A 12,345-nucleotide genomic window follows, 5' to 3' on the forward strand; every position below is an offset into this window, starting at 1 on the left:
AATGTCAGAATTATTAGCTCAGCGAGTGATTGAAGAGTCTGTGCCTGGAAAACAGATTACGTTGGCGCATGTCATAGCAGCACCTATCGCGAGTGTTTATCAATCATTAGGAATCGACGAAGCAGGAGCGATTGGTATCTTGACCTTGTCTCCTTTTGAGACTGCAATGATCGCAGCAGATACAGCAGCGAAAGTAGCAGATGTTGAAATTGGATTTCTAGATCGCTTTACTGGTTCGGTAGTTATTACAGGAGATGTCGAAAGTGTTGAAACAAGCTTGACCGAAGTGCTACGGGTTTTTAAAGAGGTATTGCACTTCAGCGTAGTGGATGTGACTCGAACGTGAGAATCCTTTTGGTTGGACCAAGAGAAAGCGGCAAACTGAAAATCGCGAATTATCTGGAAAAAACAAACGCGCAACCATTAAAGAAAGTCGCCAATATCATGTATTATCGACGGACAATCCTTGTTCCAGACAGCTATTTGGAAAGTCCTTGGATGCATAAGCATGTGATTGCTTTACAGCAAACGGCGTCTTGTGGAATCTTTTTACAGCCAGTTACTGCAAAACGCCGCAGCTATCCGCCAAATTTTGCGAAGGTTTTTCGAATTCCTATTTATGGAATCGTCACCTATCACAAATCTTATGAAGAGTCTGCCTTGCAGCAAGCCAAAGCGCAACTTCTGGCTTGTGGACTTGAGCAGGTTGATCTGGTTCTTGACTTGGAAAAAGAAGAGCAGCATCAAATAGAACAAATAATTTTAGGAAGGGGGCGAGAGAATGGGGAGTTTTAAAATGGCAACAAAAATATATTCCGGCAGCAACGCCACAACTTATCTGAAAGATTGCCGATGCCAACGGGCCTTAGTTATTTGTGACCCTTTCATGGTAATAAGCGGGATGATAAATAAGGTCACGTCTATTTTGTCGGAAGCGAACAGCTCGTATCAAATTTTTTCTGAAATCGTTCCTGATCCTACGATTGAAGTAGTAACCAAAGGTGTTGCCTATGCAGCGGATTTTCAACCGGATACAATTATTGCTTTAGGTGGTGGTTCTGCCTTAGATACGGCAAAAGCGGTTCGACAAATCTATCAACAGGCAGGGATCGAATCAGCTGTGCAATTAATCTGTATACCAACAACGAGTGGTACTGGTAGTGAGGTCACTTCTTTTGCGGTTATTTCCGATCCATCCGTTAATGGCAAATATGCTTTGGTGGATGATGCGATGATTCCTGATATTGCAATTTTAGATCCAGTTTTTACCCTAACGGTTCCTAGCAGTGTGACTGCGGATACCGGTATCGATGTTTTGACTCACACCTTAGAGGCATATGTTTCAACAAATGCCACAGACTTTACGGATGCTTGTGGGGAAAAAGCGATGAGGATTGTTTGGCAGGATCTAGCTAAGGCAGTGGCTGATGGTGAAGATGCACAACGGCGAGAGAGAATTCATAACGCTTCATGTTTAGCGGGAATGGCCTTTAGCGAAGCCTCGTTAGGAATTTGCCACAGCTTGGCTCATGCGCTGGGGGGACGTTTTCATATTCCTCATGGTCGAGCTAATGCCATATTATTGCCACATGTTATTAGCTTTAATGCGGGAATTGAAAGCAATCAAGATCTGCCTGCTTTGAGTAAGTATGCTGAAGCGGCGAACCTATTGGGAATATGCTCAACAACAGAAAGAACGACGGTCAATCTTTTGATTGCAGGTATCCAAAAATTAACCCGAAAACTCGATATTCCGAAGTTCGTAACAGATCTAGGAATTAATGAAGATGCGTTTATCGCTGCAATTCCAGAGATGGCAGAAGCAGCATTGAAGGACAAATGTACATTAACCAATCCGCGGCAGGTTACGGTGGCGGATCTGGCAGGTATTTACGCCAGAATTTGTCGAGGTGAGTGCTGATGCGTTTTATTACTGAGCAGGAATTACAGTTAAAAAATCGACAGAAATCAATAGAACGTTTTTTGTTAACAAAAAATGAGCGTTTAACTCCTGGAGCGAAACAGTTTTTGACGGATCATCAGATTCCGATTGTAACGCATGATGAAACGGATACTGCTGGAGGATCGTCCGATGAAATGATGAAAAATCTGGCTTTAGTGTCCAAGCATAAGACTTTTTTTCCGTTATTAGAAGTCGAACTGTGGGAAGCAGCGTTAGAGGCGAGAAATGTTTGTTCAGCTAGCTGTGAACGAATAACTGCTTTGACTCAACTTGTAAAAAAAATTGTAACGCAAAATCTTGAAGAGCTTCCTTGCAGTGAAAATGAAAAAGATCAACCGATTGAACTTTCTGAAATCAGCGAGGTTCAGATTTTTCAGCCTGGAGGTAAGATCGCTTTAAAATTGAGACGCGCAATCATCTATGCGAAAACGATTCAAACCTGTGTCACACTCGAACAACAAGCAGCTTTAGAGCAATTGATCTATTTAATTGCAAAAGAAATCGAACAGCTAGAAAAGCTTTAAAATGTTAAAACTTGGAGGAATCGCCTGTGATGACTATGAACGATATATCTGCCTGTGACCACTTAGTCGCAGAATTTGAAGCAGTGATAAACAAACCAAAGAAAAATTCAACACGTACACTTTATACCGGTGTCGATCTTGGGACAGCCTGTATCGTTTTAGCTGTTATGAATGAAAACTATCAACCAGTGGCTGGGGCTTATCGCTATGCAGATGTCGTGCGAGATGGGATGGTTGTGGACTATATTGGCGCGATTACCATCGTGAAAGAGCTGAAGGCTGAATTAGAAGAAAAACTGGATACAGAACTAATTTATGCAGCGGCGGCAATTCCTCCAGGAACAGATGCGTTAGATGGCGGCGCGATCAAGAATGTTGTTCAAGGAGCCGGTTTTGAATTGACGAATGTGCTGGATGAACCTACTGCGGCCAATCAGGTCTTAGCGATTCAAAACGGTGCCGTCGTCGATATCGGTGGCGGAACGACAGGTATCTCCATTATCAAAAATGGTGAAGTTGTAAAAGTCGTGGATGAGGCGACTGGCGGTACTCACTTAACACTTGTAACGGCAGGTGCATACAAGGTTTCTTTTTCAGAAGCGGAGCTTTATAAACGAAATCAAGATAATCACCAAGAGTTGATTGCTGTTTTGAAGCCAGTAGTAGAAAAAATCGCAACGATCATTACCGAACAAATTACCGGTTTTGAGATCAATGGTCTGTATTTGGTTGGCGGAACGGCTTGTTTAACAGGGATTGAGAAAATCATTGAAGCAAAAACCAAAATCAAAACGTACAAGCCATTGAATCCGATGTTTGTTACTCCGTTAGGCATCGCGTTGAGTTGTACAGATGAAGCTTTGTAGCTTTGGCAGTAGGTTAAAAGTCTTAAAGTAATCGATTTATGCGTTTAACCTATTGCCAGAAAGAAGAAAACGTTTGGTGAAATAAAGGAGGGACAGCAAATGGATTGTCGAATGATTAAATCTCCCGGTGAAGGAACGCTGGCTATCTTAAATCGTCGGAAAGGCTCTGGTCCTAAAGCAGCACTGGAGATACCTGATGCAGTAGGGTTGGTTCAAGGAAAATTGATTGAAATGGTCTGTGCGGCTGATGTTGCAGAAAAGGCAGTGGGCGTTACGGTGGAGGATATTCGCGGAAGTTGTCCGCAAAATATGATCTTGTTAGCGATTTTTGGTGATACCGCATCTGTTGAAGCAGCAATCGAGGAAATCAAACGAAAAGAGAAGGAACGAAAATGGTAACAGCACGATTAATCGATAATATTTGGGCAACACGAAAAGCAGAGCAACTGAATGGCCTGAAGCTAATGATTGCAGAAATCATCGGTGGATCGCGTGATGGCGAGCAGATGATCGTTTGTGATGTGATTGGTGCAGGGATTGGTGATCGAGTGATTGTTACCTGCGGCAGTGCTGCGAGAAGAATGCTGGAAAATGATGCGATTCCAGTGGATGCGGCGGTGATCGGTATTATCGATGAAGGCTGTGAATCTGTATAGAGAGGATCAGGTGCAATGAAGGAATTGATATGTCTGGAGGATGTAACAAAAGCGCATGAAGCGGGTGAACCTCTTTGTGTTAATCAAAACACGATCATTACACCCGCTGCACAGGATTTAGTCGAAGAACTGCATGTTCCGTTAAACGAATCCTGTGAAACGCAATCAAAAGAGCTCAATTTACCTAATGAACTGAATCAGGAGACCTTGTTGCAGCTGTTGAAAATGATTTTAGCGGGTGAAACGAGCCCCTTTCAATGTGAAAAACATTCCAGTGGATTAAAAGTTGTAAAAGGCAGCACTGTGGAAATGAAACCCTTTGAAACAGGTAATCCTGAAGCGCAGGTTTTTTATCAAGAACTCATCAGTAAAGAAGAGGCGAAAATCAATGCAGGCTTTTTAGAAATTGATCATTCACGCTTTGATTGGGAACTCAGCTATGAGGAGATTGATTATGTGATTAGTGGAACTTTAGAAATTACGATCGAAGGTCAAAAATTTACAGCATGTCCAGGAGATGTTGTTTTCGTGCCAAAAGGCAGCAAAGTCACTTGGGGTTCTAATGATAAAGTGAGGCTGTTTTATGCAACGTATCCAGCGAACTGGTCAGATTTGCTGTAAAAAAATTGTGCCGACAACGTGTACGATGAAGGAGTAGACAATGAACGCATTAGGATTAGTTGAAACAAAGGGCTTATTGGCTGCGATCGAGGCCAGTGATGTCATGCTGAAAACAGCGGAAGTGAGCTTAACGCAAAAAGAAATTGTCGGTGGTGGACTAGTGACGATAATGGTCTCAGGTGATGTGGGAGCAGTCAAAACGGCAGTGGATGCTGCGGCTTCCGCTGTGACAAAGCTCGAGGCAACTTTACTCGTAACAACTCACGTTATTCCACGTCCTGATAAAAGCTTAAGCCTTTTTGAAAGAAAGGAAGAGACTCAGGAGTCTAGTGATGAATCAGTATCTATTGTTGAGGAGGCACCTCAGGACGCGGAAGAAGTGTTAATCTCAAATGAAAATCATGAAGAGACAATTATTGAAGGTAGTCAGGAATCAGAAGCCGCATTAAGCCCAATAATTTCAGGGGCTACCCTTTCACAATGGGGAAAGACTGGAAAAATAGCGGAAATGGAAGCAGCATTAACTGAAATGAAGGTTATTGACCTGCGAAAACTTGCGAAAAAGCAAACTAATTTTGCTATCAGTAAAAAGGATGTGCATAAAGCCAATAAGGAACAGCTTGTTTCTGCATTGAGCTTACATTTTCAAAAAGGCTAGTGACTGTCTTCAGAGGCTGCATTTCCGCCAAACTGATGAGAAGAATTCTGTTTAAAAATTTTAGCGCTAAAGGAGTCACATAAAAATGAACAAGTTTGACAAAGATTTATGTTCCGTACAGGAAGCGCGAGACTTAGCCCGAGCTGGAGAAAGGGCTGCTCAAGAATTTGCGACCTTTAGTCAAGAGCAAGTCGATGCAATTCTAAAAAGTATGAAGGAAGCAGCAGAAAAATTTTCTGTTTGTTTAGCTAAAGCTGCTGTGGAGGAGACTGGTTTTGGAACAGTAGCGGATAAGGCTTACAAGAACCATGCAGCCGGAACGTTGCTATACGAAGAAATCAAAGATGAAAAAACCGTTGGGATTATCGCTGAAGATACGACTAAAGGGACCCTTGATGTGGCGGAGCCAGTGGGGCTAGTCTTAGGAATTATCCCTTCAACCAACCCCACATCAACGGTTATTTTCAAGGCAATGGTGGCATTGAAATCACGGAATGCTATCGTGTTTGCTCCGCATCCTGCGGCTGCAGAATGTACGAAGAAGGCTGCGGGCATGATGAGTCGTGCTGCAGAAGCAGCCGGAGCACCCAAAGGCATTATTAGCTGTGTCTCGACACCAACGATGGCGTCAACAAATGAATTAATGCATGCTGATGAAGTAAGCTTGATTATCGCTACTGGCGGGCCGGGAATGGTAAAGGCTGCCTATAGTTCAGGAAAACCTGCTATCGGTGTAGGAGCGGGGAATTCTCCTGCTTATATTGAGAGAAGCGCTGATGTCAAAAAGGCTGTTTCACAAATTATTGCAAGTAAAACCTTTGATAATGGAACGATCTGTGCCTCTGAGCAGTCGATTATTTGTGAAGAGATCAATGAAGCTGAGGTTATTGCTGAATTGAAAGCTCAAGGTGGTTACTTTATGTCTGAAGAGGAGACCGCAAAAGTCTGCGGGCTGCTTTTCAAAGGCCGAGGTCATGCGATGAATGCGAAATTTGTCGGGCGTAAGCCGCAAGTGATCGCAGAAGCAGCCGGTTTTACTGTTCCACATTCAACGACTGTTTTGATTGGTCGACAAAACGGTGTAGGAGCGGGAAATCCGTTGTCATTTGAAAAATTAACGACTGTTTTAGCCTTTTATACCGTCAAGGATTGGGAGGAAGCCTGTCACTTGAGCATCGAATTATTACAAAACGGCATCGGGCATACCATGAGTATTCATACGAATAATCGCGACATTGTTTTGAAATTTGCGGCGAAGCCGGCTTCACGCATTTTAGTGAATACAGGAGGCAGCCAAGGAGGAACAGGAATTAGTACTGGGTTGCCAATTTCCTTCACGCTAGGTTGTGGAACCTTTGGCGGCAGCTCTGTTTCTGAAAATGTAAGTCCGAAGCATTTATTAAACATTAAAAAAGTCGCATACGGCTTAAAGGACGTGACGACTTTATTGGCTGAGGATACTAGTTTTTCTCATCCAGAACTGGAAGAGCCACTAGATGCCTGTTTGACCGCAAAGCCAGTGGAAGCGAGCCAGCCATCAGAGGGGAAAACGGACAATTCAAGTATGAAGGATTTTTCGGCAGCAGAATTGTCAGAGTTGGCAGAAGTCGTGCGGAAAGTTTTAACCCAAATGAATGCTTAAATTGAAGCAAATAAAGAATTGAAGGAGTAGGAATGGAAGATTATGAAGTGATTTTAAATGCCATTATGGCGCATTTAAATCCTGAAGATGTCCCAAATGATGATTCGATTCCAGTAGGGATTTCAAATCGTCATATCCATTTAAGTCAAGCTGCATTAGATAAGCTGTTTGGCAATCACTATCAATTAACTAAGCTAAAGGATCTCTCGCAACCGGGACAATATGCTTGCAAAGAATGTGTCACGCTCGCCGGTCCCAAAGGAGTAATTGAAAAGGTCCGGATTTTAGGTCCTGTGAGAGCAGAAACGCAAGTAGAAATTTTACAAAGCGATACGTTCAAACTTGGAGTAAAGGGTGCGTTACGGTTATCTGGTGATTTAAATGGTACACCTGGCTTAACATTGATTGGTCCCAATGGCGCATTTGAAATGGCTAAAGGGGTAATTATCGCCAAACGTCATATTCATATGCTGCCGGAAGAGGCAGAACGTTTTGGCGTGACTGATGGTCAAGTCGTGACGATTGATTTTGCTGGTGAACGCGGCGGAAGCTTAAACAATGTAGTAATTCGCGCGACTGCGAATTCAGGCTTAGAGTGTCATATTGATACGGAAGAAGCCAATGCTCTTGGTGTTACGCCAGGAACAACAATAAAAATCAGAAATTAATTTAGGAGGAATACAAAAATGAAATCAGATGCATTAGGAATGATCGAAACAAAAGGATTGATCGGTTCAATCGAAGCGGCCGACGCAATGGTGAAGGCAGCCAATGTTACATTAGTAGGAAAAGAACGTGTAGGAGGCGGGATTGTGACCGTTTTGGTTCGCGGTGATGTTGGCGCAGTAAAAGCGGCAACCGATGCAGGAGCAGCAGCGGCTCAGCGTGTAGGTGAACTATTATCTGTTCACGTGATCCCACGTCCGCATTCAGAAGTAGAAACAATTTTACCATCAACAAATGCGTAAATTCTTTTATAAAAATAGGTAATTGATCTGTACTGTTTCTGACAGGCCTTGTAATTTTGGCAAAAGGAGCAGTACAGATTTTTTAGTGTGTGAAAGAAGAATATTGTGTATTAGCAGCTTTGAAGTGCGTAAAAAAGGGGAATCGGGCGTAAATTTTTTAAGTAAGCTAGAATCTTCAGACTGTTCTCATGTATGATGAGGATAGAAAAACGCTTTCTCGAAAATAGTAAAGGCGCTATAATGATTTATTGTTTATTAGAAAGCGATACAAGGAGGGGCATTATGCGTTTGATTGAACCGTGGGAAAATATTGAGATAAATGTATTAGCAGAAGATCGAATCATGCAGCATTTTGATTTAAATATCCATTTAATCTATGTGTTGGCAGGCGAAGTGACGATTGAAAAAGAAGGAACAATCATTTCATTGCAAAAAAATGATTTTTATATTTTGTCAAAATCATTGGTACATACTGTTTATAAAAAAAATGCGCGGGCATTTGAGATTGTTTTAGAGTATTATTTTGAAGAGCAAGAGAACCAAGTGTTTGAAGGAAACTCGGTCACAGAGAATAAAAGAGCAGATAATCAAGTCATTCAGTCGATTGAACGCTTGCTAAAGCTATACGTCTTACAAGAAAAGCATACAGTTTCAGAAGTGTTTGAGGAGTATTTTCATATTCTTCAGATATTGGAAAAGGAATACACGAAACCTTCTACTATAGAAGAAGAGCGAAGCATGAAGCAAAAAGTCTATGAACTGAAATTTTATATTGATAATAACTTCGATAAGGATATTCGATTGGTCGATATTGCCAATAAGCTGTATGTTTCCGATCAATATTTGTCTCGCAGTTTTTCTAACGAAATCGGGATGCCAATGAATGAATACCTGATTCGTAAACGGTTGGAAAAGGTTCGGAAGGATTTGCTGGAAACGGAGAAATCAATTACCGACATAGCCTTTTCAGCGGGCTTTTCGAATATTAACTCATTTAATCGTTTATTTAAGAAGTATCAAGGTTTGACGCCGAGTGAATTTCGTAAGGAAACAAAAGCGAAGGCTAAGGTTTCCTCGAAGCAAAATAGCCTTGAAGAAAAAGACCTTCGAAATTTGGAAATTTACTTTAAAGAAAAGGATGCGGAAATCAGTGATGAGACGATTCAAGTTTCCATGCAGACATCGTCAAAGCAAAACTTTCAAAAGAATATGATTAATCTTGGCTACGCTGGTGATTTGACTCATGCTTCATTTGCGGAACAAATTCACTATTTGCAGGAAAATAATCCTTTTAATTATGGACGTATATGGGGATTGTTAAGCGAAGAAATTCTGGAGCAGGTAGGCGAGGCTTACGATTTTTCCACAGTTGATGAAATTTTACGAATCATGCTAAAGGCGGGAATCAAACCATTTTTAGAACTCGGCTTCAAAGGAAAGCTGATTCATGAATCCCATACGCAGATTGTTAAAAGTCATCCTTTTATCCGAAAATCCTATAAGCTATCTGACTTGATCCAACGATTCCAAGTTTTTTTCCATCATTGTGTGGATGTATTTGGTTTAGAGGAAGTTTCTACCTGGATGATCGAGATTTGGAAGCCTAATCCTTTAGTTTTGAAGACAATTGGCTGTGAGGATTTGATGCGAATTGATCAGGATGGGGTACAACTGAATTTAGCTAAAGAAAAGACCTATATTGATGTCTTTTCGAAAATAAAAAAAGCTGTAAAACAAATCGTACCAATGATTCAGATCGGCGGCTGTGGCTTAAGCTTAGATATTGAAACGCGCGATTTAAGCACGTTTCTGACACAGTGGACAATGAGTAAAGGCGCACCGGATTTTCTTAGTCTGTCGATTTATCCAATGGATGCGGTAAAGCAGCAGCTGAACCAGAAAAAGCAGCATCATGAGCCGATTTCACCGAATTCTGATTACATGCTTCATCGCATAAAGGATTTCAAAGAGCTTTTGACGGAAATCAATTATCAGGGAAAAACATTCATTACGGAGTTTAATGTGACCATTTTAAGTCGCGATATTATCAATGATACGGCCTTCAAGGGCAGCTATATCTTGAAAAATGCTTTAGGGGCGATGCCTTATTGTGATTTGATCGGCTACTGGCAGCTGACGGATTTATCGGTGACGACCTTTGATACGGCCAATAAAGAGATTTTTGGCGGTTCTGGTTTGATTTCTAAAAGCGGTATACCGAAGATTGGCTACTATGCCTACCGTTTCTTAAATCGATTAGGTATTCAGGTCGTGTATCAATCAGAGGATCTATTGATTACGAAGGATGATCCGAACAAGATACAAATTTTGTGCTATTCTTATAGTCATTTAAATTCTACTTATTATTATGACCATAGCAGTGTCTTTACTAGGAGAAATGCAGCTGCCCTGTTTGCTTCTGGAAATGTTCAGACGAAACAGGTGTTGTTGAAAGATTTGAAGGAAGAAGAAAGTCACTATCGTATCAAATATTATCGTATAGGTCAAAAGACCGGCAATATTCTGGAGGAAATTAATCAGATCAGCAGCTCTGATCGGTTAGATGATGAGATGATCACTTACTTGAAGCATCGTTGTGAGCCGCAGCTGGAAATAAGGGAAGGACAGTCTAGAAACCATCAGTTAAAAATCGAGCTAGAGCTTTTTCCGCAGGACATTCAATTGATTGAGATTCAAAAAGTCTCTCGTTAACAAGATTGTGTAATACAATCTTGTTTTTTTGTGGATTTCAAAGCCATCATCCTAGGAAAGTATCAATAGAAAGAATGAAAAAAGCAGAGTAATGTTTTGGCTGACAGATTAAACTATTCATTGTAAACGTTTGCAAATACAACTATTCTAGGAGGTTCACATGGAAAAAGATGTCTTTGAAAATGGAATGAAGATGGAGAAAAAGGGTTTAACGAAATTTTCTATGATTGCTTATGGATTGGGTGACTTGGCTAGCCAGTTTGTCTGGACATTTGTCGGCACTTATTTGACTGTTTTTTATACGGATATTGTTGGTTTGGCTCCGGTTGCAGTTTCGATGATTATGCTAATTGCCCGTTTATGGGATGGGATCAATGATCCGATGATGGGGATGATCGCTGAACGTACAAGAAGCAAGTTAGGTCGTTTCCGCCCTTATATTGCTTTTGGCTCACCATTTTTAGCTCTGTTTTCAGTTTTGACTTTCACCGGTCCGTTTGGAAATGGAACGGCAGGTATCATTTGGGCAGCGGTCATTTATATCATCGCTGGAATGATCTACACATTAGTGAATATTCCTTATGGGGCTTTGGCGGCGGTGATGAGTGAAGATGCCAATGAACGAAATCAGTTAAATGCATGGCGCTCGGTTGGGATGAATGTCGGAATGATCATTGTGAACTCATTGTCTTCGTTTATTATGCTGGCATTTTCAGATGGTTCGCAGGTAGCAACTGGTCGAGGCTATTTTATGACAGCGTTGATCTATGCGGTAATTTCGATCCCGTTGTTTTTCGCGGTATTCGCGACATCTCGAGAAGTTGTTCAACCGATGAGAAATGAAAATAAAGTACCATTTCGTACCACGATTAAAAATGTGATTGGTAATAAATACTTAATGATCGTTTTTCTTATCATGATTTTGCAAATGACTGCTTTTATGGGAAGAATCGCTGTAACAACTTTTTATGTCATTTATTGTTTAGGTGCGTTTACCTTGATTGCCTTACTCATGACGATTCCATCCATTGGCGGAGCGCTTTGTTCATTAGCAATTGTTCCTTTGGTTAAACGTTTTGGGAAACGTAATGTGTTGATGGTTTCCTTGATTCTTCAAGGGATTGGTTTACTCGTCGTATACTTTGCTGATTTTGACAACTTGCCAATGATTATTGCCGGTCATGTAATTTTTGGATTGTTCAATATGGGCTTTCCGATTTCACTTTCATTAGTGGCGGATTCTGTAGATTACCAAGAATTGAAATCAGGGGTTCGAACAGACGGGACTGCTTATGCGACTTATGGATTAGCGACAAAAATTGGTAACGCTATCGGAGCATCGGTAGGAATCATGCTGCTGCATTCATTCGGCTATCGGGCCAATATGGAACAATCAATGGCGACTAAAAATGGTATCAATCTAGTGGTTAATTTGATTCCAGCAATCCTATTTTTCGCTGCTGCATTGGCTTGTCTGTTATGGAACTTAAGCGACAAGGATACGGATGATATTCGTGCGCAACTAGATAAAAAACGCGAGAATATCAATGATTGAGCATAAAAGTATGGTATAAATTTGTGCATTATAAAAAGAATGAAGATATAGTGCAAAAATGTTTGATCTTTAAACGTACGATTTGAAGAGTACGAAAAGCCATCATTCAGTAAACTAGATTTTGTAAGCGATATCCATTTAGCCAGTCAATAAAATGATTGCGGCTGGCTAATAGTGTAT

At 41.2% G+C, this 12,345-nt stretch carries 14 protein-coding genes; all 14 read left to right on the top strand.

Features of this window, described 5'->3' with window-relative positions:
- Window position 1 precedes the first annotated feature (1 nt).
- The 14 genes from IGI52_RS24690 to IGI52_RS24755 all read left to right on the top strand — a co-directional run bounded on the left by IGI52_RS24690 (window position 2) and on the right by IGI52_RS24755 (window position 12,165).
- Entirely contained in the window at window positions 2-346 is a 345-nt protein-coding gene (locus tag IGI52_RS24690) for a BMC domain-containing protein (RefSeq protein ID WP_137439046.1), read from the top strand.
- Entirely contained in the window at window positions 343-795 is a 453-nt protein-coding gene (locus IGI52_RS24695) for a EutP/PduV family microcompartment system protein (RefSeq protein ID WP_438782648.1), read from the top strand. The genes IGI52_RS24690 and IGI52_RS24695 overlap by 4 nt, the downstream gene beginning before the upstream one ends.
- Entirely contained in the window at window positions 782-1,921 is a 1,140-nt protein-coding gene (locus IGI52_RS24700) for a 1-propanol dehydrogenase PduQ (RefSeq protein ID WP_185937629.1), read from the top strand. The genes IGI52_RS24695 and IGI52_RS24700 overlap by 14 nt, the downstream gene beginning before the upstream one ends.
- Window positions 1,921-2,487 (top strand): hypothetical protein, encoded by a 567-nt coding sequence (locus tag IGI52_RS24705; RefSeq protein WP_137439044.1) that lies wholly within the window; start codon window positions 1,921-1,923, stop codon window positions 2,485-2,487. Before IGI52_RS24700 ends, IGI52_RS24705 begins: the two co-directional genes overlap by 1 nt.
- 29 nt (window positions 2,488-2,516) lie before the next feature.
- Complete coding sequence (gene eutJ / locus IGI52_RS24710) at window positions 2,517-3,353, top strand: ethanolamine utilization protein EutJ (RefSeq protein WP_438782702.1); 837 nt, start codon at window positions 2,517-2,519, stop codon at window positions 3,351-3,353.
- Between the two features lie 99 nt (window positions 3,354-3,452).
- Window positions 3,453-3,752, top strand: coding sequence for a BMC domain-containing protein (locus IGI52_RS24715; protein WP_016178636.1), 300 nt, complete (start codon window positions 3,453-3,455; stop codon window positions 3,750-3,752).
- On the top strand, window positions 3,746-4,009 hold the full coding sequence (locus tag IGI52_RS24720) for a EutN/CcmL family microcompartment protein (RefSeq protein ID WP_438782649.1): 264 nt from the start codon (window positions 3,746-3,748) through the stop codon (window positions 4,007-4,009). Before IGI52_RS24715 ends, IGI52_RS24720 begins: the two co-directional genes overlap by 7 nt.
- Before the next feature lie 15 nt (window positions 4,010-4,024).
- Window positions 4,025-4,630, top strand: coding sequence for a cupin domain-containing protein (locus IGI52_RS24725; RefSeq protein ID WP_438782650.1), 606 nt, complete (start codon window positions 4,025-4,027; stop codon window positions 4,628-4,630).
- Window positions 4,631-4,670: 40 nt separating this feature from the next.
- Entirely contained in the window at window positions 4,671-5,288 is a 618-nt protein-coding gene (locus tag IGI52_RS24730; RefSeq protein WP_102866484.1) for a BMC domain-containing protein, read from the top strand.
- Window positions 5,289-5,373: 85 nt separating this feature from the next.
- Window positions 5,374-6,930: an acetaldehyde dehydrogenase (acetylating) gene (locus IGI52_RS24735; protein ID WP_438782651.1), complete on the top strand. Its 1,557-nt coding sequence runs from the start codon at window positions 5,374-5,376 to the stop codon at window positions 6,928-6,930.
- 32 nt (window positions 6,931-6,962) lie between these two features.
- Complete coding sequence (locus IGI52_RS24740) at window positions 6,963-7,598, top strand: phosphate propanoyltransferase (RefSeq protein ID WP_438782652.1); 636 nt, start codon at window positions 6,963-6,965, stop codon at window positions 7,596-7,598.
- A gap of 18 nt (window positions 7,599-7,616) precedes the next feature.
- Entirely contained in the window at window positions 7,617-7,898 is a 282-nt protein-coding gene (locus IGI52_RS24745) for a BMC domain-containing protein (RefSeq protein WP_016178630.1), read from the top strand.
- A 282-nt stretch (window positions 7,899-8,180) separates the two neighbouring features.
- Window positions 8,181-10,610 carry a GH39 family glycosyl hydrolase gene (locus IGI52_RS24750; protein WP_438782653.1) on the top strand — a complete coding sequence of 810 codons (2,430 nt, stop codon included), beginning with the start codon at window positions 8,181-8,183 and terminating at the stop codon, window positions 10,608-10,610.
- 160 nt (window positions 10,611-10,770) lie between these two features.
- Window positions 10,771-12,165: an MFS transporter gene (locus IGI52_RS24755; RefSeq protein WP_016178628.1), complete on the top strand. Its 1,395-nt coding sequence runs from the start codon at window positions 10,771-10,773 to the stop codon at window positions 12,163-12,165.
- Window positions 12,166-12,345 lie beyond the last annotated feature (180 nt).

Origin of the sequence: Enterococcus sp. DIV0187 (assembly GCF_051713785.1) — a bacterium.
Taxonomy (GTDB): domain Bacteria; phylum Bacillota; class Bacilli; order Lactobacillales; family Enterococcaceae; genus Enterococcus_A; species Enterococcus_A avium.